The organism is Vibrio sp. 1F255, from assembly GCF_041439145.1.
In the GTDB taxonomy this organism is placed as follows: Bacteria; Pseudomonadota; Gammaproteobacteria; order Enterobacterales; family Vibrionaceae; genus Vibrio; species Vibrio crassostreae_C.
Genome location: NZ_JBGONQ010000020.1, coordinates 1 through 24,384 on the forward strand (window position 1 = coordinate 1; position 24,384 = coordinate 24,384).

Sequence of the window (24,384 nt, forward strand, 5' to 3'; positions counted from 1 at the left end):
TGTAGCGCCCACTTTCGCGTGTTATTGGAGCGACACCAATCAGTGATGCTGCTTGTTTATTCGTGATGTAACCAAGTTCAGGTACGTTGCTAATTATTGATGCAGCGGCAATGTTTCCTATTCCTGGGACGCTTTGCAATATTGTGTTTTTAGCTTGGTATTCAGGGCTATCTTCAATGAGTTTAACGAGCTTTTCTTCTAACTTGGTGATTTGATTTTTTATCGTGGTTAGCATTGGTTTGATAGTCGGATGGAGAGAGGCGGGAAGTATCTGGATTCGGTTCTTTTCCATGGTTTGCATGGATAACAACTGGTTTCGGCGAATGACTAAGTCACTCATTAGGCGTATGTTTTTTGGCTTTATGACAGTAAGAGCTGGTTTGATTGCTTCTCCATAGTGAGCGATCAATTCTGCATCTAAACGATCATTTTTGGCTCTGCGGCCAATAGCACCAGCGAATCGTTTTATGTGGACAGGGTTTGCTCTGACAATAGGTAATTGAGCCTCTGCACATGCAAGAACAAAAGGCATTTCTAATCGGCCTGTAGCTTCAATAACGATTCGTTCAGGACTGTGACTCTTAATCGTTTTGAGTGCTTTTTTGATGCCTTTATCATTGTTCTCTACTGAGAAAAATAGGTCTAGTGGCCTGATGTGGATGTCTAATTGTGTTTTGCCGGTATCAACTCCAACGTTGATGCTTTGATTGATTTTAGTATTCATAATAAGCTAACTCATGCTTGCGTAATGCGGGTTCGAGACCCAGTCGACTATTCGAGGTTTATGCTTGAAGTCCTATGTAGCGTTCATGTTTGTTATCGGTCTCTCGATAGAGGAGCCAGCGTTTAAACGAACTGCTACATAGAAAGCTTTAGTTGCAGCTAAAGCCTGGGTCTCACATTACCCGATTGGAGCGCTTATTATCCATACAAACTGTTTAAGAGTGATTCGCAACGCGTGGCATTTTTACTATGCGTTGCTCACACCTTAACAGGGCTACCGCAATCAATCATCTAACCTTTTCATAGCTTTACGGTAAACATCGCTACGTTCGCGTTTTCCGACTGCTAAGACGGTTACAATGATGACATCGTCTTCAACTTTGTAGACGAGACGGTAGCCCGATTGGCGCAGCTTAATCTTATACATGTTGTCAGCTCCAGAGAGTTTTGAAGCCGGAACATGCGGGTTATCTAAACGCTCGATTAGCTTTTTCTTAAATTGTTGTTGAAGCGTTGAGCCAAGCTTTTTCCACTCTTTGAGTGCACTCTTTTTAAAGTCGAGTTTATAGGTCATCAATATTTACCGAAATACTCTCTTCAGATTCACGCTCTTTCGCAATAGTTAGTAGTTCAAGATCTTCGAGTCTGTCCATCATCATTTCGTACGCTTCGGCTGGTACGCAATAAAATGCTGGCTCATTTCGGTTCAGTATAGCAACAGGTTCACCGTAAGCACTAGTTGCAACTTTCATAGGGTTAGCTTTCAACTCAGTAATGCTTGCAGCAACATCGGCTAAAATTCTAGTGGTCATTTAATAGGTCTCTTAAGTGGTCTTTATTTTGGTCATTTTAGCCTCAATCAAGCGGTATAACAAGTTGCTTAAGAGTGATTCGCAACACGTGGCATTTTTATTATGCGTTGGTTTATGTGTTTAAGGTATTATGCGGAGGCTAAGGTATTGGTTTGCTCACACCTTAGCAAGGCGTAAAGTGTCGATATCTTGGGATAATAGTTCTAGATACCTAATTCAGAATAGCTGCGTAAACCTTAATTTAGAGGCTCTTGAACCATGGTATTACTTATAGTTTGGTTGGCTATTTGGGTTTCTTCAGTCAAGCCACTTGCTTCTGTCGCCCGACGAACATACCGCATTAGAGTACAAAGTAGTTCGAATGGTTGGAAAAGTATTTTGTTTTCTATATTGGCTCACCTTACCTTTGTTCAACTATTTAGCTTTCCTGTAGATAGTTGGTTTTACTGGGTACTTCCAGTACTAAATGTTTTGTTTGTTATGCACATGCTCTTGCTCTTGGATTTGGTTCTAGATCGTTATAGTGTGGTTGATACTTCACGTTTTACCCATCGTTCAATTGCACCTTTTTTGGTGTCATGTAGTGCATTTATTGCAATGCTTTTCTACTCAGCTTATCTCAATGATGCAATACTGAGGGGAGTATGTATTGCAGCTCTCTCAATAGGTTTGACAGGGTTTCTAGTAACTTATAGAAATGTAAAATAGGGTCATACAGCTAACAGAGTATTTTAGGTTGATAAGAATCAACCCAACCAAACAGGGCGCCAATAACGGCGCCCTTTGTATTAGTTGGCAACGCTGTAAGTGTCGTAGTCGCGCAGTAAGAAGAGTGCGACACAGGCTGCGAGCATTGGCCAAGAGGCGAAGAATAGAATGTTATTGAACGGGTCCATGTATTTTCCAAAAGAGGCGAAAGTTGAGCCTGCATGAAGGACTAAAATGGCTCCGTAGGTGTACTTTTTCCACATGCCTACAACGAATGCGCCTAAAAATCCGAGCTGCGCGACACCCAGAGCCATCATCGCATTGTTCGAGATGTCGATGCCGTAAAAGCCAGACAGTACTTTTGTCGCGTGCTCAGGGACAAGGATCTTATCCAAGCCCCAGAATAAGAAGACGATAAAAATGCCGATTCTCAGCAGTAGTAGGCTAGTCGCCAGTTTGGTTTGAAGTGTCTTTTCCATGATATCCCTTGTGATGCATTCAATGATGCGATGATTTAAATGTTCATCAAAGGAGACCCATAGCCTTCGCGTTTTCTTTCGCAGTTTTTCAGTGGCTTATGTAACAGGAAATGTCTGGTTGGTTTGTTCCTCAACGTTATCGGACTCAAAATGCTGCTGCCTGAGTAAGCTGACAGTCAGGTTTATCGGCATCGGCTTATAAAAATAGAAGCCTTGGATATAGTCGACACCGAGCTTAGATAAGATTTTCACTTGGGATTCATACTCGACACCTTCGACGATGACTTGCATGCCTAAGGAGCGTGATAGTTGAAGCATGGACTCTAGCAAAGGGAGACCAAAGCTGGATTCGTCGGATATGTTTTTCACAAACACGCGATCAATTTTGAGAATGCTGAACGGGAACTGTCTTACGAAATCTAACCCTGCGTAGCCTGTACCAAAATCATCAATCGCGACTCTGACGCCCCTGTTCGATAGTTTGGTTAGGTTGTCTCTAATTTTGACCATGTCGGCATCAGAACATTCACCATATTCGGTTACTTCAAAAACCACCTGCTTGAGGATCTCAGGGTGTCTTTTAAAGATGCTGATCACTTTGTTAGAGAAGTTACTGTTAGACACTACGTTGCGGCTGATGTTGACGCTGATGTACTTTGAGTCGAACACATCTTGATTGCTTTTCAACGTCATTAATACTTTGCGCAGCACGAAGTAGGTGAGCTCCTCAATTAAGCCTAAGCTTTCAGCAAGCGGAATGAAAATAGCCGGGGAGACGTTACCTTCAATTGGGTCGTTCCATCGTAATAGTGACTCACAGCCGACGATCTCATTGGTGTTTTGGTTAACGATAGGCTGCATGTGAACATGAAGGTGTTGGTTTTTTAGCGCACTTGAAAGCGAATATTCTAAGCTGCGTTGGCTCTGCTTTTTATGCTTGATGGAAAGGAGAATAATGGTGGTGATTCCGGCCATCAAAAAGCCAAACCATAAATAACTCAACATGAAGTGAAGATAAAACTGATACCCAATGTATGAGGTGATGGTCAATGGGTAGGTGTTTGATTGTATCCGCACCTTGGCGATTGATGAGTCAATATCGGTAGGGTGGATATCTCTTTTGATCACTTCAACTTTGGCCTGTATTCCATGGCTGCTCAGGTTTGTTTCAACAAGGTCATAGATGAAGTGTGGCGGAATCATCAGGCTCACTCCGGCATCTTCTTTGTTAGAGAAAATGAGCATGATGGACTGAACTTGCGTGATGGCCGAGTTGGAATACGACAGGGTCGTTAAATTCGGGTCGTCATTGAGCCGCTGCCTGATGGTGCTGTATAGGCGAAATGAAACGTCACCATCGGTGGTTGAACAGTAAAATCGGTTCTCTTTATTGAATACAGCTGCTTCTTTTACCCAATCGGCTTCAAAAACGTTTTGTCGAAGCTGTCTAACGATCGCGTCGCAAGACTGTTCAGGTCTAACTTCAGATAAAAAACGGTCGAACCTTGATTGGATCCCTTCTAACCTGGTTTCGACTAACCTTGATGTGTCTTCGGTTAATGTTTGGTAGTGATGCGGTGTAAAAGGAATGAGCATTGCCATGGAAAAAAAGAAAGAGATGGCAAAGTAAAATGAAGTCTTGGCAATGTTTTGGTACTTGATATCCATAGTTGGAGAAGCGTTACCGATTTATGTGAGCATTCGATTTAATTTATAAAGTTAGCGTTTAGGTAGCAATATAAATAATTAATAGTGTGAGTGCAGGCACGAATTATTGATATAAATAATATGTTTTCTAGTTTTACCAGCAAAATCTGAGCGTTATCTCATTTATTTGAGTTGGCGAGGCGTCATTTTTGATGATTTATGCGGATAACAAATGCTTATATCCTGATAAATTTTATTGTTATTTGCTCTGGCTGAATGAGCTGAATGAGCTAAATATTGAGCCACGTTTAAATAAATAAAGTCACGACACGATTCGTTTTGGTGGTGGCAGCATAAAGGATGATTATGACAAAACTGATATCGGCACTCATAGCGGTGTGCTTCTCATTCTCTGCGTTGGCCGACGAAGGTGTTGTTGATTGCGAGAATGCGATGAATACCATCGAGATCAATCACTGTGCGGCAATTGAGTTGGAATCTGCACAAGCGGAGCTCGATAAATACCTTGCAGCCAGCTTTGAGCACAATGCTTATGATGCTCAGCTGGTGGCGTCAATTAAGAAGGCTCAGGAGAGCTGGCAGGCGTACATGACAGCACATTGTGACTCTGTTTACACCCAATGGCGTGATGGTTCTATTCGAGGGGTTATGGCGCTTTCCTGTAAGACGACGTTAACCAAGCAGCGCACGCATGAGGTGTGGGCGAATTTCTTAACCTACATGGACAGCACGCCTCCCGTTTTACCAGAGCCTTAATTAGCGCCGTAGGCAGGTTTAAAATACGTACAGGACTGTGCACCTGCTTCAACCTTTGGCGGGCGAATAAGAAAGCGATAGGGGATTGCCTTGCTCTTTCGTTCTTAGTTCTTAGTCTCTAGCTTGAAGCATTACAGCTTTAAGTATTACCTAGTAAGGAATCGATTTTGAATAATGTCAGTATCACGCTTATTCAGCTTGAAGTTGAATACAAAAACAAACAAAAGAATATAGATTCGGTCTCTGATCTTTTGCAAGCGGAGCCGTCAGTCGGTGATATTACTTTACTGCCTGAACTGTTCACGACTGGGTATATTTTTAACGAGGCTGAAGAAATTCATGAATTGGCTGAAGACTTCGCCGACAGCAGTACTATTGATTCATTAACGCAGCTTGCAGCGAAGCATCACACCTTGATTGTTGCTGGTATTGCCGAGAAAGATAGCGGCCAATATTACAACAGCGTCGTGGTTGTGGATGCTTCCGGTTTACGACACAAATATAGAAAAATCAGTCAAACCAAATTCGATAAGCAGTATTTCTCGAGAGGGGAGGAACGCCTCTCGTTTGAGCACAAAGGCTTAAAGTTTGGTGTCGCGATTTGCTTTGATATTTGGTTCCCAGAGATCATGAGAGGGTATCAGTCGGTCGACGTTATTCTTCACCCTGCCAACTTCGGTGGGCATCATAGTTTTGCCATTGCTCAAGCGAGAGCCTTGGAGGAAGGGTGTCACATGGTTACTTGTAATCGCGTCGGGCAAGATGTGGTTAATGCGTTTACCGCGACTTATTGTGGTGGAAGCCGAGCCTACTCACCCAAAGGGGAGTTAGTGACTAAACTTAACGACAAGCAATCGGTAGAAACCGTGAGTATTCAAGATCCCTCGATTGCGCCGCAATACAATGGCGTCGATGTGTTAGACGAAATACAGCAAATCGCATCTGTGTTGAATCGCTAAGAAGATAAGTGAAGTGCATTAGGAGCGAAAAGGGCAAGGTTTTTTAACCTTGCCCTTTGTTGTTTAGATCTCTAAGAAGGCGCTTTAAATGGCTTTTACGCTGCTTCGTTCAACAAGAGTAGGTTCAAGTTCAACGACTTGCGGATAAGCATCTGGAGTTTGTAATCTGCTCAAAAGCGTATCCACTGCGGTTTTACCTAAACGATGTTTTGGCTGGTGGACAGTGCTTAACGCGGGTGTCATGTACTTCGACAGGTGGATGTCATCGTAGCCAATGATAGACAGATCATTCGGAATCGATGTGCCATCTTGCGCCGCAGCGTGAATCACGCCCATCGCCATCATATCGTTACTGACGAACAAGGCAGACGGCATTTCGCCACGAGTTTTCAATGTCTGATAAGAGTCAAAACCACCGTCACATTCAAAGTTGGATTCAACAATCCACTTAGGGTTGATCTCTAAATTGGCTTCTTCCATTGCTTGCTTGAAGCCTTGATAACGAGACGAAGCTTGATTACGGTGCAGTGGGCCAGTGATACAACCAATTTGAGAATGACCGTTATCTATCAAGTGCTTAGTTGCCATGTAGCCACCTTGGTGCGAGTTGTCTTGGATCTTATCGCTCGCAAACAACATAGGGCCCCAGTCCATGACCACAACAGGCAGTTCTGGGTAGCGCTCGAATACATCGATATGTTCGCCTTCAAGGGTAGAACACATCAGCATCAGGCCATCGACACGCTTTTGCAGCAAGGTATCGATAGAGGATTTCATGCGTTCGCTATCGCCTTCGGTGTTACACAAGATAAGGTTGTAGCCTTTTTCGTAGCAACGACGTTCAACGCCTTTTACCACTTCACCAAAGAATGGGTTGGTGGATGTGGTCACTAGCATTCCCAAGGTTTTGGTTTGCTTCATTTTCAAGCTGCGAGCTAATGCAGAAGGCGCATAGTTGAGTTCTTTAGCCGCACTGTTAACACGCTCAGCAATCTCTTCACTGACAAAGCGTGATTTGTTGATCACGTGGCTCACGGTAGAAGTCGAAACCTTTGCGAGCCGTGCGATGTCTTTCATTGTTGCCATAAAAAATCCTTGTGGGAATAACCTTCCACGTTGGGCGATATTCTGCCTGAAAACAGGGGCTTATTCTTGTTATTTGTTGTTACCGAATTTGAAGGCTAACATCCGTTAACCACGGTTTAGCTCAGAAGTTAGGCCTTCAAATAGGTATCAAACTAAGCAGACAGTTGCTCTGCCAAAAACGCATCGGTTTCAGCACGGCTTGGAATCGACGTTTGAGCACCAAAGCGTGTCACAGAGATAGCAGCTGCAGCATGAGCAAATTTAATCGCACGCTCAAGTGGCATATCTTCAAGCAAGCCTGTCACCAACGCGCCGTTAAAGGTGTCACCTGCGGCAGTTGTATCTGTTGCTTCAACACGGAAACCTGCGATTAATTCACCTTCGCTGGCTTCATTGCCTTGACCGTGATGACTCACCCACACGCCTTTCGCGCCTAGCGTGATCATTACCGTTTCTATGCCTTTAGCATGCAGAGCCAACGCAGCCTGATGAGCAGACGCGTTGTCCGTCACGGTAATGCCTGTCAGCACTTCTGCTTCAGTTTCGTTCGGTGTAATCACGTCAACACAAGCAAGCAGTGAATCCGATAATGGACGAGCAGGAGCCGGGTTTAGAATGACTTGCGTGCCACTCTCTTTTGCTACTTTCGCAGCGTACTCAATACCTTCAATTGGCGTTTCAAGTTGAGTTAGCAGGTATTTGGCTCCGCGAATCTTCTCTAGATGTGGTTCGATTTGGTCGCAAGTCAGCTTGTCATTAGCTTCTGCAGAAAGACAGATGCTGTTTTCACCCGTTGCGGATACTTGGATCATCGCGATGCCAGTTGGCGTGTTGTCTGCCACGATAACACCGTCGATGTTGATGCCGTCTTTAGCGAAGTCTTGACGAATGTTGATGCCGAATGGGTCGTCACCGACACAGGCGATGAAGCCGATATCTGCGTTTAATCGCGCAGCAGCGACTGCTTGGTTTGCGCCTTTACCGCCAGGGATGACCTGATAGTTACCGCCAATCAAGGTTTCACCCGGACGAGGGAACGAAGGAACTTGCAGTACGTGGTCAGCGTTAACGCTACCTAAAACAATCAGTTGAGTCATGATACGAGCCTTATGATATATCGTATTTGAAAATGCATGGGTCTTTCTCATGGTGTTAAGTGCGCTCTCTTTTGTGAGCGGAATGAGAAACAGCGATGCACTGTCGGGGTTTGCTTTTGTTTGAGTCAGCGAGCCAATCAAAGCAGGGAGATAGGGAACTCCCTGCTTTATATCGCGTTACCTAGTAACGATTACTTAGCGATGATTTTTAGAGGTACTGGTACGTACTCGTCTACTGTTTCGCCTTTCAGTACTTTGTCTGCCATTTCGATACCTAGAGAACCGATTAGGTCAGGTTGTTGTGCAACTGTAGCGCCTAGTAGGCCGCGGTTAACAGCAGCGATGCCGTCGTCTGTGCCATCAAAGCCAACGATCATCACTTCTTTACCTGACGCTTGAACTGCGCGAAGTGCACCTAGTGCCATTTCATCGTTTTGAGCAAATACTGCTTGTACATCTGGGTTAGCAGCAAGCAAGTTTTCCATTACGTTCAGACCTTTAGTACGGTCGAAATCAGCAGGTTGGCTTGCAAGAAGCTCAAGGTCGCTGCCGTTTACTGCATTCATGAAGCCTTCACCACGTTCACGAGCTGCAGAAGTACCAGCAATACCTTCAAGTTGGATTACTTTCGCTTTTTCGCCCACTTTTTCCATGATGAAGTGACCTGCCATTTCACCACCGATTACGTTATCAGAAGCGATGTGGCTTACTACGTCACCACGGCTTGCACCACGGTCTAGTGTTAGTACTGGGATGTTTGAACGGTTAGCCATGCGAATTGCGTTAGACACGGCGTCTGAATCTGTTGGGTTGATCAGGATTGCCTTAACACCACGAATGGTTAGATCTTCAATGTTCGACAGCTCTTTGCTTGGGTCGTTTTGAGAATCCAGAACGATAAGCTTGTAGCCTAGCTCTTCAGCTTTCGCTTCTGCGCCATCTTTCATGGTTACAAAGAATGGGTTGTTCAATGTAGACAGAACGATTGCCATTGTATCTTGCGCCTGTGCAGACACAGATACTGTTGTAGAAAGAAGAGCAGCAGAAATAAGAGTCGCTAATTTTTTCATGGTGTAAGTCCTTTGTGTAGGGGGAGCTAAGAGGTGAGTCCTAGCTCGTTGTTACATTATTTATAGATTCTAATATTTTAAGGTAAAACAGGGTGTTACTTGTATTAACCTAGAGTGTGAATAGGTTTTATTTGTTTTTGTTGTCGACCAATACTGCCAGAAGAATAACCACTGCTTTTGCAATCATCTGGTAGTAAGAAGATACGTCTAGTAGGTTTAGGGCGTTGTTTAGGAAGCCGATAATCAGAGCACCAATCAATGTGCCCATGATACGGCCACGACCGCCAGCTAAGCTTGTCCCGCCAAGAACTACGGCTGCGATAGCGTCTAGCTCATAACCCATACCTGCGGTTGGTTGAGCAGATGACAAACGCGATGCCACGATGATGCCTGCCACCGCTGCTAACAGACCACAGATTGCGTAAACGCCGATTTTTACTTTGTCTACGTCGATGCCTGATAGGCGAGTTGCAGATTCGTTGCCACCCAATGCGTAAACGTAGCGACCAAAGCGAGTGTGGTTAAGTAGGTACCATACTGCTGCGAATACCACGACCATGATCCATACTGGAACCGGTACACCCATTGCGTAGCCAGTACCGAACCAAGCGAATGCGTCTGCTGTGTCTGTGAAGCCTGTTGAAATAGGACGACCATCTGTGTAAACCATGGTTACGCCGCGAAGTAGTGTCATGGTGACAAGCGTTGCGATGAAGGCTTGAACCTTACCCTTAGCGATAATCACACCACTAATCGCACCTAATGCTGCACCTGCTACAAGAGCGGTTGGTACTGCGATCATCACTGGGATTTCCATGCCAATCATGCTGGCTGCGAATGCACCACAAAGTGCCAGTACAGAGCCCACACTCAAGTCGATACCCGCGGTTAAGATAACCAGCGTCATACCTACAGCGATAATTGCGTTAACCGAGGTTTGGCGCAGAATGTTTAGGATGTTGTCGACAGTAAAGAAGTTTGGGTTTAAGAAAGAAACGACAACAATCAGGAAGATCAAAGCAATCAATGACTTTTGATCAATCAGCCACTCTTTGCTGATTAACGGTTTTTTCTTTGGAGCTTCAGTTGTTTTGCTCATGGTTTTAGTACTCATGCTGCGTCCTCGTTGATCTTTTTACCGACCGCACACGCCAGTAATAATTCTTGGTTTGCTTCTTTAGCATCAAATTCACCGCTTACACGGCCTTCATGCATCACCATGATGCGGTCACTCATTCCTAACACTTCTGGCATTTCAGATGAGACTAAAATGATGCTCATGCCGTCGGCTTTAAATTTATTAATGAGTTGGTAAATCTCTTTCTTAGCACCGACATCGACACCGCGCGTTGGCTCGTCGAGAATCAGTACTTTTGGTTTGGTCATCAAGCCCTTAGCGATAGCCACTTTCTGTTGGTTACCACCAGAAAGGTTGCCAATAATCTGTTCGCGAGTCGGGGTTTTGATGTTGAATAGCTTGATGAAGTCATCTACTGCAATCACTTCGTCTTTATGTTGGATTTGACCGCTCTTTGTCAGTAGGTCAAGCGAACATAACGACATGTTTTCTTTAACAGAAAGCCCTAGAACTAAGCCATCGCCCTTACGGTCTTCAGAGATGTAAGCAATGCCATTGGCCAAGCCGTCTTTCGGGCTTACAGGGTTGATGGTTTTGTTTTCTAGGTTGATGACGCCGCGTTCACTTGGAAGGGCACCGTAAATCACTTTCATCAGTTCGGTACGACCTGCGCCCATTAGGCCAGATACACCCAGGATTTCACCGCGTTTTAGCGTAAAGCTAACATCGTGAACACCAGAACCCGTCAGGCCAATCACTTCAAGACAAGTTTCACCGTGGCTCTGGCCGATACGTGGATATTGTTCCTCTAGCTTACGACCAACCATCATTTCGATTAGGCCATCTTCGTCGGTGTCTTTTACTTCACACTGACCAATGAACTTACCGTCACGAAGCACTGTGATGTCATCACAAATCTCGAAGATCTCTTTCAAACGGTGAGAGATGTAAACAATGCCACAGCCTTCATCGCGCAGTTCGTTAATCACCTTAAACAGAGATTCAGTTTCGGTATCGGTTAGCGCATCGGTTGGTTCATCCATGATGATGACCTTAGATTCAAACGATAGGGCTTTCGCGATCTCTACCATTTGCTGCTCACCAAGGCTCAACTGGCCTAAAGGTGTTTTCGAGCTGTGTTTCACGTTAAGGCGTTTAAGTAGCTTGTCTGCTTCTTGGTACATCTCGTTCCACAAGATACGACCCATGGTGCCCGTGATTTCACGACCTAAGAAGATGTTCTCGGCGATGGTCAATTCAGGGATTAGATTCAGCTCTTGGTGAATGATGCTAATGCCTGCTTGTTGAGAATCACGTGGCCCTTTAAATGCAGCAGGTTTTCCTTGGTAGGCAATAGTGCCGCCGTCCAAGTGGTAGATGCCTGTCAGCACTTTCATAAGCGTTGATTTACCCGCACCGTTTTCACCCATTAACGCCATTACGCGTCCTGGATAAACGTTGAGGCTTGCCTTATCCAGTGCTTTAACACCAGGGAAGGCTTTCTCAATTGAGTTAAGTTCTAAAATGGCTTGAGTCATGTCGGTTCCTTTACTCGGGGCCAGTTGTATTTGATTGTTCTGTCTATGTATTGTTTTGGTTCAGTGATGTCACTGAGCTGTCGTTGCGTTTTGCTTGAGCTAAAAGGTTACGCCAGCTTGGAAAATAACATTTGCGTATGGTGTGCACTCACCGGTGCGAATTACCGCGCGGCTTTCATGCGTACGCTGTTTGAATTCTTCATGAGTGATGTAAGTAATAGAAAGCGATTTGCCACAACGCGCTTCTTCTGTCTTGATTAAATCAATCAGCGCAGCGTGGTGCTCTGGGCTTACTTTCGCAAACTCTTCTGCAATCACAACACCTTCGATTTGAGATTCATCCAGCATGGTTTTTACCGTTTGCTGAAAGCTTGGGACACCGTGAGTTAAAGCAAGATCAATACGAGTTACGTGGTCTGGAATTGGTAAGCCCGCGTCACAAATCGTGATTTCATCTGTGTGGCCAAGAGTCGCCACTAGGTAAGAGAGTTCAGAGTTTATTAGAGTACTTTTTTTCATATCACGACCTATCGAAAAATAACGCTTGATGGGTTGAGAACAACTCAAGAAAAGCCATCGAAACGTTTCGATAGTGATAATAGTGTCTGATTTATCATTTGCACGTTTGATTGTTTTAGAGTGTGATAATGATCATCGAAACGTTTCGATGGGGCGTTTTTTGGTGATCTTAGTCACCGCCATTGATTGCATAAATCCTTTTACGTGGGTTCAATCGATAGCGCATATCCGAACTTACTAATGGTAATGATCTGGACGTTGGATGCTCTTAATCGCGCGAACACATTGCGTAGGTTATAGACTACGTTTGCAAGAACATGTGGTGACGAGAGTTGTCCGTCCCAACACACATCAACAATATGCTCTCTTGAAATCGGTCTTCCCACATTTTCCAATAACAAGCAGAGCACTGCTAATAGGCGAGGGCGCAAAGTGATTTTGTTTCCTTGCTGGTTGGTAATCGTTCGAGCGTCGATATCAATGATTAAGCCGTTGAAGTCTATTGTGTGGTTCATCGTGTTTTCTGTTCGTCTTATTCTAAATTGTGGAGATTGAGCAAATTGGCCTGCTGTTGGAGCGGGTAATTATTTAAGTGTGCTAATGGTCGAAGTGGGCGGGTTAACTGACACGATCAGTGAGCCTATTACTTTTAAAGCCGAAGACAATACTTACCGATTAATTGCTGGTTACAAATTTAACCGCATTGTTTCGGTTGAAGCTCAATACACAGATTTTGGTGATATCGCCCTGAAAACGAAATCTGGTAATAAGGTTTTCACTTGGACACCTCAAATCTTTTCGGTAACGGCGAACCTCGGTTACACGTTTGATAATGGCATTCGTCCATTTGGCACTATCGGTCTGTCGACTATTGATCTAGACATGAAGCTTGCTGATGGCTCTCGCCCTTCAGGAGATGGTTTTGATGATTCGGGAGATGGCATCCGTATGGGTGTTGGTGTTGGATATACGCCACCTACAATGTCTTCGTTGAGCTTTCGCTTAGCGTACGAAGCCGATGCTTTTGATATCGAAGATTACGAAAACGGACACAAGACAGAAGATACTGTTGCTCTGGATTCTTTCTACTTAGGCGCAATGTACACATTCTAAGTTTCATATTTTGCTAAACGGTAAATCGGTTTCTAAATGGGGCGTCGGTTAGCTCAACCCGTTTAGCTAAAGTGGAAGGCCGCAGTTTTTGACTGCGGCTTTTTTATGTTTAACTCTAGGCTTCACGAATATGAGCGGTAACAGACACGATGGCATGGTCCGTACTGAATTGGTCGTGTTCAAAGCTTGGATTGGTGAGGTGATGGTCTAACACTGTGTAGCTAGAGATCTCCATCAAACTAGACGAGTTCTGACAATCAAACTCGTTCGACATCAAAATGTAGTCCAGTACAGACCCAGATGCGCCGTAGTAATGGGTTGGCTTACGCTGTTCAAGCAAATCTTCTTCATGTAGCTGATGGTAAAGATCCCAGCTGTCTTTTAATCGAAAGTGGGATAGCCAATGCTTGCTGTTTTCGTCTCGGTTGATTGAGTAACTCAACAGCCCTTTAAACTCATCATTAAATAGAGGCTTATTAAAATCACCCATCAACACAACAGGTTGATCGGTTTGGTAGCGTTGGTTGGTGATGTATTGATGCAGCATCTGAGCTTCTAGGCCGCGTTGGGCACTGGATAGCCAAGAGCCAAGCCGTTCTTGGTGAAAACGAGTGAGCGTGTCACTTTGTGGTTTTGCACCTTGCTGAGCGTTGTTCGTATCGACAGATTCTGCTTTTGGTTCTGTCGGACGTTGTGATTTGAAGTGCACCACATAACAGTCAGTTGAACCTAAATGGGGTAACGTAATCGTCGCGTGAACAGGTGTTCTGTTGAATGAGAATTTGTCGCCAAGGTTGAATGCTGTCAGTAACGTCGAATCTGGCGTAACAGGCTGAACGTTTTCAATAGGGTAACGGGAAGCAATACCAACGACAGGTGAGGTGTATAGGTAATCATCTTCAACGTGTGCGCTATCGACCACTGCAAAGTATGGATAACCTAGGTCGTTCATCAATTGCTCTAAAGACTGCGGGCTAAATATCTCTTGGAAGCCAATCACATCGCAATCTAATGAACGAATCGCTTCAGCCATCCAATGTTGCTTCTTCTGCCATTCTTCGAAGCTGTAGATGTTCTCAAAATCATAATAAGCATTCGGTGGCTCGAGATAGTTCAGAAGGTTGAACGTTGCGAATGTTATTTGGTTTGGTTTGTTCAAAGTGTCATTCCATTTAGACCTAGGCTGCAAGGATACTCCAGTAAAAGTATAGTTTGTTGATTATTTAGAGCCTAAATTTCACTTTAGAAGCCAACCAAAGGAATCTTAGCCGTTGAGGCTTGTGTCATTCAGGCTAGATCAATCTTAGTGCTTCTGCCTTCCCCCGTGCTTTCCAACGCCACCAAGCTAATCAACTCAATCAAAGGAACCAAAGCAATCAAAGCTCACTGCATCCAATAACTTCGAGTGGTGACGAGTAATTTGTAAATAAACCGTCAGAGATAGAGTGCTGATGGTTTTATTAGTTATTACATGATGTTAGATTTGAACCTATACTTGATTTAACGGCATGCATTCAAAGCCGATAAATCAACTTGAATATAGAAGTCATGACATTTGAAGGGAGAGTCAAATGGGAACAGTTTTTCGACGCAAAGCTTCGCAACGCACTCAGTTTTTCAGGTTTAATTTGAAGTCATGTGCAATCATGTTGCCGCTTATTGCTTTACAACCCTCCGTTACTTACGCTTCTGAAACCCAATCAACTCCTGCTGTCACCGTTATTGAAACCACACAACTGGTTGGTTTTGGTGAAGCAAAATATCCAGCCGATTTCACTCACTTCGATTACGTTAATCCTGATGCGCCAAAGCAGGGCAAAGTGACCTATGGCAGCATAGGTACGTACGATAGCTTTAATCGATTCGGTTCCCGCGGCGTTGCTGCAAGTTATACCGGAGAGATTTACGATACCTTGATGTTTTCTCCGAGTGACGAGATTGATGCGTACTATCCATTGATCGCTTCAAAGGTTCGCTACTCCAGTGATTTCACTTGGATGGAAATCGACATCAACCCAAATGCTAAATTCCAAGATGGCGAGCCTATCACTGCGCATGATGTTGCCTTTACTTTTGACAAGTTCTCAACCGAGGGCGTGCCTCAGTATCGTGTGTATTACAAAGATATTAAGTCAGTAAAAGCGGTCTCTGATTTGGTTGTTCGTATTGAAATGAACATTCCAAACCGCGAAAAACTGTTCAGCTTTGCGCAAAGCACTCGTGTATTACCGAAACATTTCTGGAAAGACAGAAAGCTGTCTGAACCTCTAAGCGAGCCACCAGTCGGTAGTGGTCCTTATAAGATCATCAGTTATAAATCAGGCCAAAGTGTTACCTATGGTCTAGATGAAAACTACTGGGCAGCTGACCTACCGGTTAACGTTGGTCGTAATAACTTCAAGCAAGTGCAATACGATTACTACCGTGACGACACGGTAATGTTGGAAGCCTTTAAAGCTGGGGAGTTCGATCTTCGAACCGAGAACTCGGCTAAGTTCTGGGCCAACTCTTATACGGGCGCGAACTTCGATAAAGGCTACATCATTAAAGAAGAGATTAACCACGAGAAGCCTGAAACGACTCAAGGTTTCGTCTTTAATATCCAATCTCCTGTGTTCTCTGATCCTAAAGTGCGTGAAGCGTTAACCTACGCGATGGACTTTGAGTGGATGAACAAGAACATGTTCTATGGTCAGTACAAGCGTACTCGTAGCTACTTCCAAAATACCGACTACGAAGCGAAAGGCTTACCAAGCGAAGCTGAAGTCGAGTTGTTGTCTCAATACAAAGATCAGATTCCACCGCGAGTTTTCACCGAAGAATTCCAACCACCCGTCACCGATGGTAGCGGTCGTATTCGTAGCCAAATGCGCACGGCTTTCAAACTATTGAAAGAAGCGGGTTGGGTGCTGAAAGACAAAGTCATGACCAACGAAAAGACTGGCAAGCCGATGTCATTTGAGTTGTTGATTTACAGCCCAACCACGGAACGTATCGCAACGCCGGTTCAAAAGAACCTTAAGCGCATGGGTATTGAGATGAAGATCCGTACCATCGATACCACTCAATACATCAAGCGCTTGCGTGATCGTGATTTCGACATGGTTTCGTCGTCATTTTCCGCAAACCCTTATCCTAGCCCGAACTTAATGATCGTTTGGAACTCTAACTACATTGATTCTACTTACAACACTGCAGGTGTTATCGATCCAGTGGTTGACGCGTTAACAGAAGAAATTGCGCGTAACCAACAGCACCCTGAAAAGCTTCTTACACTAGGTCGTTCACTAGACCGAGTATTGCAGTGGAATTTCTACAACATCCCGCAATGGCACGTTGGCGAGTATCGCGTAGCAATGTGGGACAAGTTTGAGCGTCCAGATGTATTGCCTAAATACGATTTAGGTATCGATACATGGTGGATTTCAGAAGAGAAGGCGGCTTTGCTTCCTGAAAAACGTCGCTAGGAGTTAGTTAGCATGGCCGCGTATATATTTCGACGTTTATTGTTGGTGATCCCCACGCTGTGGGCGATCATCACCATCAACTTTTTCATCATCCAGATAGCGCCTGGAGGCCCGGTAGAGCAAGCTGTTGCTCAATTAGAAGGGCATAACTCTGGCATTATGGAGCGTTTTTCTGGTGGTGGACAAGAAGTTGATTTAAGTGAAAGTGATCAAGCGTCTGCCAGTGGCTATAAAGGCTCACGCGGGCTTGATCCTGAAGTGGTTGAAGAGATCAAAAAGCAGTTTGGGTTTGATAAACCGATTCACGTTCGCTACTTCGATATGTTGAAAAACTACGCGACCTTTAATTTCGGTGAAAGCCTGTTTAAGGGCGGCAACGTTATTGATTTGATCATCGAGCGACTGCCCGTCTCCATCTCCTTGGGATTGTGGAGTACCTTAATCATCTACGTGATCTCGATACCTTTAGGCATCATGAAGGCGATACATCACGGCTCTCGCTTTGATATTTGGTCGAGCGCGGTGGTGATTGTTGGTTATGCGGTCCCGGGCTTCTTGTTTGCAATTATTCTGATTATCTTGTTTGCAAGCGGTAACTATTTCAGTTGGTTCCCATTGCGTGGGTTGGTCTCGAGTAACTTCGATCAGCTTAACTGGTATCAGCAAATTGGCGACTACTTCTGGCACTTAGCTTTACCTATTTTTGCGATGGTTATCGGTGGCTTTGCAACACTCAGCATGCTGACCAAAAACTCCTTCCTTGATGAAATCAACAAGCAATATGTAGTGACCGCGCGAGCGAAAGGTTTGGATGAGAGCAGCATTCTCTACAAGCACGTTTTCCGTAACGCGATGTTGATCATTATTGCGGGTTTCCCAAGCGCATTTATTAGTATTTTCTTCACGGGTTCTATGTTGATTGAAGTGATGTTTTCACTCGAAGGAATTGGTCTGCTTGGCTTTGAATCAACCATTCAACGTGACTATCCCGTGGTGTTCAGCTCTCTCTATATCATGACCTTGCTTGGCTTGGTGCTGAGCATTATCTCCGACCTGACGTATACCTGGGTTGATCCTCGAATTGATTTTGAAGCGCGTTAATGGCGAACGAATAACAAGGTATTGATAATAAATGTTTAACAACCCTTTAGCTGAAGCTCGTTGGTTACGTTTTAAAGCAAACAAGCGTGGTTTTATATCCCTTTGGATATTTACCATCTTGTTTGGCTTGAGCCTGTTCGCTGAGATCATTGCCAATGATAAACCACTCTTGGTTTCTTATGATAATCAGTGGTTTGTGCCTGTTATCAATGAATATGCCGAGACGGAGTTTGGTGGTGAGTTTGAAACCGAGGCCGACTACAAAGACCCGTATGTTATCGAGCTCATTGAAGACAACGGTTACATCGTGTGGCCAATCATTCCGTTTAGCTACGACACAATAAACTTCGATATTTCAGGTGCGGTGCCATCGGAGCCCGATTCGGTGAACTGGTTAGGGACAGATGACAAAGGGCGAGATGTGTTAGCTCGTATCATTTATGGCTTCCGTATTTCCGTTCTATTTGGTTTTATTCTGACCATTGTATCGAGCGTGATTGGTGTCGTGGTTGGCGCAACACAAGGCTACTACGGTGGCTGGGTTGATCTATTCGGACAACGCTTCATTGAAGTCTGGTCTGGTATGCCGACCCTGTTCTTGCTGATTATTTTGTCGAGTTTTATTGAGCCGAATTTCTGGTGGTTGCTCGGGATTATGGTGCTGTTTAGTTGGATGAGTTTAGTCGGCATCGTGCGAGCGGAATTTTTACGCTGCCGAAACTTCGATTATGTGCGAGCCGCGCAAGCCATGGGTGTTGATGACAAACGTATTATGCTTCGTCACATGTTACCTAACGCGATGGTTGCATCGTTAACCATGATGCCGTTTATTCTTTCAGGCTCGGTGACCACACTGACTTCGTTAGACTTCTTGGGCTTTGGTCTTCCTGCGGGTTCGCCTTCGTTAGGCGAGTTGTTGGCGCAAGGTAAAGCTAACTTACAAGCGCCTTGGCTTGGCATTTCTGCCTTCGTCGTGCTTTCACTGATGCTTACGTTACTGGTCTTCGTTGGTGAAGCGGTGCGTGATGCTTTCGACCCGCATCAACAGAAGTAAGGATAGGTTATGACTTCAAATACAACGCCTGCTTCTCCGGTTTTGACCATAGATAAACTGTCTGTCGGTTTCGGGCGAAAAAACTCGATAGAGCAAGTGACACAAGATGTCTCTTTAGAAATATACAAAGGTGAGACATTAGCGCTGGTGGGTGAGAGTGGTTCCGGAAAATCGGTCACGGCTAACTCGATTTTAAAGCTGTTACCAAAAGGCTCGTCTCATTACTTAAACGGTAAGATCAATTTCTCTGGCACCGATATTCTGAGTTGTTCTGAAAGACAGCTACGTGGGATTCGTGGTGGTCGTATTGGAATGATCTTCCAAGAGCCTATGGTTTCCCTAAATCCGCTTCATCGAATTGGAAAACAGCTTGTTGAAACCTTAGCAATTCATCGTGGTATGCGAACCAACAAAGCACAAGCCTTGGCGATAGAGTGGCTTTCAAAGGTTGGCATTCGCTATCCTGAGCAAAAGATTTCAGCCTATCCGCACGAGCTATCTGGTGGAGAACGCCAGCGCGTGATGATCGCGATGGCACTGATCAATGAACCAGAGCTGCTTATTGCTGATGAGCCTACTACGGCTTTGGATGTATCAGTACAAGCGCAGATTCTCGACCTGTTAAAAGATCTGCAACAAGAGCTGGGTATGGCGATGCTCTTTATCACACATGATTTGAGTATCGTTCGTAAAATTGCCGACAGAGTGGCGGTAATGAAAGATGGTCGCTTGGTTGAAAGCAATGACTGCCAAACACTCTTTAATGCACCAGCTCACCCTTATACGCAAAAGCTTATCAACTCTGACCCGAAAGGTTTGCCCGTTCCAGTTTCTCCGGAAAGTGAACCTCTGCTCGTTGTTAATCAACTTCGTGTTTGGTTCCCGATCACGGGCGGTTTATTCAAGCGCACCATTTATCATGTTAAAGCTGTGACCGACATGGAGTTCACTTTGAAGAAAGGGCACTCAATCGGTTTGGTTGGCGAAAGTGGTTCTGGTAAATCGACGACCGGTATGGCGATACTTAAGCTGGTAGATAGTGAAGGGTCAATCACCTACTCGAGTGAACAGCTTCAAGGTTTAGATCGAAAACAGATGCTTCCGTTTAGAAGCCGTATGCAAGTAGTCTTTCAAGACCCGTTTTCTGCGCTAAACCCGAGAATGTCGGTCGCTCAGGTGATTGGTGAAGGTCTATTGGTTCATCAACAATTGGACGACACTGAACTCGATCAACGCATCTGTGACGTCATGAAAGAGGTCGACCTCGATCCTGAGACTCGCCATCGTTACCCGAATGAGTTTTCTGGAGGCCAAAGGCAGCGTATTGCGATTGCTCGTGCTTTGATTTTAAAGCCAGAGTTTATCCTGCTCGATGAACCAACATCGTCATTGGACAGAACCGTTCAAGCTCAAGTATTGGATTTGCTGAAGTCACTTCAAGAAAAGTATGGCCTGACCTATTTGTTTATCAGTCATGATCTGAATGTCGTGAAATCCTTGTGTCATTACACCATCGTCATGAAAGCTGGCGAGGTAATAGAGAAGGGCGACACTGAGACTTTGTTTGGTAATCCGCAGCATGAATATACTAAGCAGTTGGTGAGTCTTTCGAATGTTGGTGGTGTTTTATAACGCAGAGGGTTTGTTTAAAACAAATGGGCTCTGGTTGAATTCAACATGGTCATTTCGTTGTTTTAAGATTACACTGCGCCCAATATTTCAGAAGTACATATTTAGGTAGAGGTCACCATGGACCAAGAACATTACGAAGACGCTGATTACGAAGGCCAAGAGCTGGGCGAAGAAGGCGAAGAGATTGAAATTGAAGCAATTGGTATTGATGTTTCATCACAGCCAATCGAGCTCTACAAAGTGTTTAAAATTGCTAACCTAGTGAGTGGTGGCGGTGAAGCTAAGCACATCATCTCTGAAGGCTACGTAGCGGTAAATGGTGAGCTAGAAACCCGTAAGCGTCGTAAAATGTACGATGGCGATTTCTTTGAATTCAACCAAGAATACTATGTAGTGGTGTGTGATCAGCCAGTACAAGAAGAATCAGAAAAGCCGAAAAAGAAAGAAACGCCTAAAAAAGAGAACAAGGCGAAGAAAGGTCAGTCTAAAAAGGATTCTAAGAAGAAGGAATCTAAGAAAAGCAAAGCAGAAATGCTAAGCGCAAAGGCTGAACCAAAGAAAGAGAAAAAAGAGAAGAAACCGAAAAAGAAAGCGGATACGCCAAAGCCAACACGTGATGACAAAAGCGGCCGTAATTCGATTGAGTTCTTCTAAGTTATAGCTCTAACCTACTGATCTAAAGCTATTCTTTCAAAACGCAAGCAACCTTAGACTTAGGTTTACGTTAAGAAAATATCAAAAGGCTCACTATTTAGTGAGCCTTTTTTGTTGTAGCCAGTTTAATTTGAGGATAACTCTAGCTGGCTTGTTCTACTTCATTTGACGTCTTAGATCGCTTGAATGAGTAAATCATATAACCAATGATACTTGCCGCAACAATAACCGAGCAGACTCGAATAAAGTTAATCAACATTGGTGCGTTCTCAATGAACTCGTTAATTCCCCAAAGTAGAACGAGCGAGAATACAAACATGACGAGTAGTCCCCAACAAGGTGCATCGACTTTACCCGGGACAACATACCAACCATCTTCTTTGATCGGTTTATTCAAGCGTGCATATTCTGCTTGCTGACCTTTGACTGTATAAAGGTGCATTTCTGTTTGTTTGCCAGTTAGCAGCAAGCTTGCAGCGTAGGCGACAATCGCATTGACGAAAACACCGATGACACAGTACCAAGGCCAAGCAATATCAGTCGCAACCGCAACATACCAAATCGCCAAGAAGCTTGCTGCGACACCAATTAATAGTCCCTTTTCTGTAATATGTTTGGAGTAGAAACCAAGCACGAACATACAGAAGTTTGCACCTACAAAATAGGAACCCGCTTTACTTAATATTTCTAAAACTGAGCCTGTACTGGTTGCAAACATGAAGGCTGGGATGATGATACATAGCGCCCACATAACCGTAAAGAAACGCGATACTTTGAGGTAATGTTCCTCTGACTCGTTTTTCTTGTAAAAGCGTTTATAGAAGTCAGTAACAGAGACGGTAGCCATAGAGTTAAAAGCGGAGTCTAGGCTCGACATACTTGCTGCAAGAATAGCTGCGGCGATGATTCCCATCAGCCCCGGCATACCATATTCGCTGGCATAGTGCAGGATAATGGTGTTGCCATTCTCAAACTCTTTACCATCGTAGTAAGCGTTAAATAACACGCCTAATAGAATGAATACGAAGTAGATGAAGAACGCAACGTAACCCATCATTAGCATCGCTTTTTTCGCATCACCCATGCTTTTCGCCGCCATGCAGCGTTGAACCATCATTTGGTTACCGCCATACACCGTAGTGTGGAACATTGTCATGGCGATAACGCCAGCCCATACGGTGGTAACTTGGCTCAAATCTAAATTAGTTTGTAGTGCATTGGTCATGCCTTGTGACTTCAGATCTTGCATCACTTCAGTCATTGGTTGTGGCATGCCATTCCAAACGGCTTCGATGATGATGAATGCCCCAAGAAACAGAATGACAGCTTGAATGACATCTGTCCAAATAACGGCGGCAATTCCTCCCATGACGGTATAGATTAGCGCGATAACAGTGACAATGACGATGCAGTACGTAACGTCGATACCGGTAATGAACTCGAGGATTAATGAGGTCGCATATAAGACTGCTGCTGAGCTTATCGCTTGTTTAATCAAGAAAATCAAAGACAGAGTGATACGCGAGGCTTTACCAAAGCGTCGTTCTTGATATTCATAAATTGAAGTGAGACCGTTGTTGTAGAAAAATGGCATAAACACAGCAACGATAAAGAAAATCACCAAAGGGTAGTTTAGGTGGATAGCGATCACCGACAAGCCTTCTTTGTAAGACCAAGCTGGTCCACCCAAGAAAGACATCGCACTAACATAGGTACACACAACAGAAATACCGATGGCCCACCATGGAATATTTCTATCGCCTAATGCAAATTGGTTGGCGGAAGTCACGCGTCTACCAACCAGTGCACCCATAACTAAAGTCAGGACGATGTAGGTACCGAGAATTGTCCAGTTTAAAGCTCCAAACTCATACATGCTCACGTCCTTTTAATTGTTCTTCCATTTGCTCAAACAGATCGTAACCAAGCTGTTTTAAGATGTGTGCGATATCGATAGCGACCCAGTTCTCCTTGAGTAGTTCGCCTTCTCGTCGCCAGATATCCATAACGCGAAGCTCGATGTACTTGCCTGTCGGTGCTAAACCTAACCAGCCACTGGTGCCAGTATGTGTACCGTGCATATGTGGCCAACCACCTGTGGATACGTAGTCATTTTGGGACAAAATATTGAGCTCGATATCGACACTTCGATCAGGGAACGCAAATACAAATGGCCCTTGATGGTGGTCTCGGAAACCTTGGATTCCACGTGTCGTACCAATTGCAGCAGGCCCGTACCACATAAAATCGTCATGCCAGTAGTTTTCTAGATCCATTGAATCAAGGCGTTTACCATCAAATCGACCCAAGCAAGCCAACATATCTAGCACGAGCTTTTGACTTTTCTCGCTCTCTTCCGCTGCGATGCTAACGGTCTGTATTCCGTCTTGAGTTGCTGGAGCAGGGACTAATCCAGCATGGCCTAGGCTCTTGCGTAACGGATTGACGCCAGCTTGGTTCATTGCATCAATAAAATCAGGGATTAGGTAGGATTCGACAATTTGACCCTCTTGGATACAAACTATTTCGGTGTAGCGCAAGTAGAGCGTTTTTCCTGTTGCTGGAATGCCAAATAACGGCTGAGCAAATGTGCCGACAAAATAACCGGTAGAGTTTACCCAAGTGCGGCCTTCGTATTCACCTTGCATAATGATTGAAGGGCGTCGTTCAACATTAGATAGCGAGTTTATTAGCGGTAATAGAAACGCTTGCTCAGTCGCATCGACACCAGAGACGTCGTTAATCGGATGAGCGACACACCATTTAACGTCAGCATTTAGCATCTCTTGAGCTACTTGAGTCCGTTCGGATGAGTGAGCGTTAAAATAAGTTCTGTAGAAATTTTCTATCAAGCTGTTCAACATAATACT

Annotated in this window: 23 protein-coding genes; 8 read left to right on the forward strand and 15 right to left on the reverse strand. The window is 44.5% G+C overall.

Features of this window, described 5'->3' with window-relative positions:
• From ACED41_RS12295 to ACED41_RS12315, 5 genes are all read right to left on the reverse strand, one after another.
• Nucleotides 1-724: IS110 family transposase (locus ACED41_RS12295; protein ID WP_371725050.1), on the reverse strand; the 724-nt coding region annotated here is incomplete at its 3' end.
• A gap of 282 nt (nucleotides 725-1,006) precedes the next feature.
• The gene (locus ACED41_RS12300) at nucleotides 1,007-1,297 is read right to left on the reverse strand and encodes a type II toxin-antitoxin system RelE/ParE family toxin (RefSeq protein ID WP_005377002.1); all 291 of its coding nucleotides are present in this window, start codon (nucleotides 1,295-1,297) and stop codon (nucleotides 1,007-1,009) included.
• The gene (locus ACED41_RS12305) at nucleotides 1,287-1,535 is read right to left on the reverse strand and encodes a type II toxin-antitoxin system Phd/YefM family antitoxin (protein WP_371725051.1); all 249 of its coding nucleotides are present in this window, start codon (nucleotides 1,533-1,535) and stop codon (nucleotides 1,287-1,289) included. The genes ACED41_RS12300 and ACED41_RS12305 overlap by 11 nt, the downstream gene beginning before the upstream one ends.
• Nucleotides 1,536-2,323: 788 nt before the next feature.
• Complete coding sequence (locus tag ACED41_RS12310) at nucleotides 2,324-2,722, reverse strand: hypothetical protein (RefSeq protein ID WP_371725052.1); 399 nt, start codon at nucleotides 2,720-2,722, stop codon at nucleotides 2,324-2,326.
• A gap of 96 nt (nucleotides 2,723-2,818) precedes the next feature.
• Nucleotides 2,819-4,390, reverse strand: coding sequence for an EAL domain-containing protein (locus ACED41_RS12315; RefSeq protein WP_371725053.1), 1,572 nt, complete (start codon nucleotides 4,388-4,390; stop codon nucleotides 2,819-2,821).
• A gap of 345 nt (nucleotides 4,391-4,735) precedes the next feature.
• On the opposite strand from ACED41_RS12315, the gene ACED41_RS12320 reads away from it, so the two are divergent.
• Nucleotides 4,736-5,146 (forward strand): lysozyme inhibitor LprI family protein, encoded by a 411-nt coding sequence (locus tag ACED41_RS12320; protein ID WP_371725054.1) that lies wholly within the window; start codon nucleotides 4,736-4,738, stop codon nucleotides 5,144-5,146.
• Nucleotides 5,147-5,313: 167 nt separating this feature from the next.
• Nucleotides 5,314-6,105 (forward strand): carbon-nitrogen hydrolase family protein, encoded by a 792-nt coding sequence (locus tag ACED41_RS12325; protein WP_371725055.1) that lies wholly within the window; start codon nucleotides 5,314-5,316, stop codon nucleotides 6,103-6,105.
• Nucleotides 6,106-6,189: 84 nt separating this feature from the next.
• Here ACED41_RS12325 and ACED41_RS12330 read toward each other — a convergent pair whose 3' ends face one another.
• The 7 genes from ACED41_RS12330 to ACED41_RS12360 all read right to left on the reverse strand — a co-directional run bounded on the left by ACED41_RS12330 (nucleotide 6,190) and on the right by ACED41_RS12360 (nucleotide 13,008).
• A complete protein-coding gene (locus ACED41_RS12330) occupies nucleotides 6,190-7,191 on the reverse strand; it encodes a substrate-binding domain-containing protein (RefSeq protein WP_017067711.1) in 1,002 nt (333 codons plus the stop codon).
• A 152-nt stretch (nucleotides 7,192-7,343) separates the two neighbouring features.
• On the reverse strand, nucleotides 7,344-8,288 hold the full coding sequence (rbsK, locus tag ACED41_RS12335) for a ribokinase (protein WP_017067710.1): 945 nt from the start codon (nucleotides 8,286-8,288) through the stop codon (nucleotides 7,344-7,346).
• 191 nt (nucleotides 8,289-8,479) lie between these two features.
• Entirely contained in the window at nucleotides 8,480-9,358 is an 879-nt protein-coding gene (gene rbsB / locus ACED41_RS12340) for a ribose ABC transporter substrate-binding protein RbsB (RefSeq protein WP_017060856.1), read from the reverse strand.
• 127 nt (nucleotides 9,359-9,485) lie between these two features.
• Nucleotides 9,486-10,472 (reverse strand): ribose ABC transporter permease, encoded by a 987-nt coding sequence (gene rbsC / locus ACED41_RS12345; protein WP_229648140.1) that lies wholly within the window; start codon nucleotides 10,470-10,472, stop codon nucleotides 9,486-9,488.
• Nucleotides 10,469-11,974, reverse strand: coding sequence for a ribose ABC transporter ATP-binding protein RbsA (rbsA, locus tag ACED41_RS12350; protein WP_065584612.1), 1,506 nt, complete (start codon nucleotides 11,972-11,974; stop codon nucleotides 10,469-10,471). The genes rbsC and rbsA overlap by 4 nt, the downstream gene beginning before the upstream one ends.
• A gap of 99 nt (nucleotides 11,975-12,073) precedes the next feature.
• Complete coding sequence (rbsD, locus tag ACED41_RS12355) at nucleotides 12,074-12,493, reverse strand: D-ribose pyranase (RefSeq protein ID WP_017060853.1); 420 nt, start codon at nucleotides 12,491-12,493, stop codon at nucleotides 12,074-12,076.
• Nucleotides 12,494-12,693: 200 nt separating this feature from the next.
• Entirely contained in the window at nucleotides 12,694-13,008 is a 315-nt protein-coding gene (locus tag ACED41_RS12360; protein ID WP_017060852.1) for a winged helix-turn-helix domain-containing protein, read from the reverse strand.
• Nucleotides 13,009-13,093: 85 nt separating this feature from the next.
• On the opposite strand from ACED41_RS12360, the gene ACED41_RS12365 reads away from it, so the two are divergent.
• Nucleotides 13,094-13,606, forward strand: a complete 513-nt coding sequence (locus tag ACED41_RS12365) for an outer membrane beta-barrel protein (RefSeq protein ID WP_371725056.1) — start codon at nucleotides 13,094-13,096, stop codon at nucleotides 13,604-13,606.
• Between the two features lie 115 nt (nucleotides 13,607-13,721).
• Here ACED41_RS12365 and ACED41_RS12370 read toward each other — a convergent pair whose 3' ends face one another.
• Entirely contained in the window at nucleotides 13,722-14,765 is a 1,044-nt protein-coding gene (locus ACED41_RS12370) for an endonuclease/exonuclease/phosphatase family protein (protein WP_102320980.1), read from the reverse strand.
• A 412-nt stretch (nucleotides 14,766-15,177) separates the two neighbouring features.
• Between ACED41_RS12370 and ACED41_RS12375 the strand changes: the two genes are divergently transcribed.
• The 5 genes from ACED41_RS12375 (at nucleotide 15,178) to ACED41_RS12395 (ending at nucleotide 21,514) form a co-directional block, all read left to right on the forward strand.
• Nucleotides 15,178-17,073, forward strand: coding sequence for an extracellular solute-binding protein (locus ACED41_RS12375; protein ID WP_102332890.1), 1,896 nt, complete (start codon nucleotides 15,178-15,180; stop codon nucleotides 17,071-17,073).
• A gap of 12 nt (nucleotides 17,074-17,085) precedes the next feature.
• A complete protein-coding gene (locus tag ACED41_RS12380; RefSeq protein ID WP_004730359.1) occupies nucleotides 17,086-18,174 on the forward strand; it encodes a microcin C ABC transporter permease YejB in 1,089 nt (362 codons plus the stop codon).
• A 31-nt stretch (nucleotides 18,175-18,205) separates the two neighbouring features.
• The gene (locus tag ACED41_RS12385) at nucleotides 18,206-19,228 is read left to right on the forward strand and encodes an ABC transporter permease (RefSeq protein WP_017060847.1); all 1,023 of its coding nucleotides are present in this window, start codon (nucleotides 18,206-18,208) and stop codon (nucleotides 19,226-19,228) included.
• A gap of 9 nt (nucleotides 19,229-19,237) precedes the next feature.
• A complete protein-coding gene (gene yejF / locus ACED41_RS12390; protein ID WP_371725057.1) occupies nucleotides 19,238-20,860 on the forward strand; it encodes a microcin C ABC transporter ATP-binding protein YejF in 1,623 nt (540 codons plus the stop codon).
• A 117-nt stretch (nucleotides 20,861-20,977) separates the two neighbouring features.
• On the forward strand, nucleotides 20,978-21,514 hold the full coding sequence (locus tag ACED41_RS12395) for an RNA-binding S4 domain-containing protein (protein ID WP_017064730.1): 537 nt from the start codon (nucleotides 20,978-20,980) through the stop codon (nucleotides 21,512-21,514).
• 142 nt (nucleotides 21,515-21,656) lie between these two features.
• Here ACED41_RS12395 and ACED41_RS12400 read toward each other — a convergent pair whose 3' ends face one another.
• On the reverse strand, nucleotides 21,657-23,390 hold the full coding sequence (locus ACED41_RS12400; RefSeq protein WP_371725058.1) for a sodium/solute symporter: 1,734 nt from the start codon (nucleotides 23,388-23,390) through the stop codon (nucleotides 21,657-21,659).
• A complete protein-coding gene (locus tag ACED41_RS12405; RefSeq protein ID WP_371725059.1) occupies nucleotides 23,383-24,378 on the reverse strand; it encodes an ester cyclase in 996 nt (331 codons plus the stop codon). The genes ACED41_RS12400 and ACED41_RS12405 overlap by 8 nt, the downstream gene beginning before the upstream one ends.
• Nucleotides 24,379-24,384 lie beyond the last annotated feature (6 nt).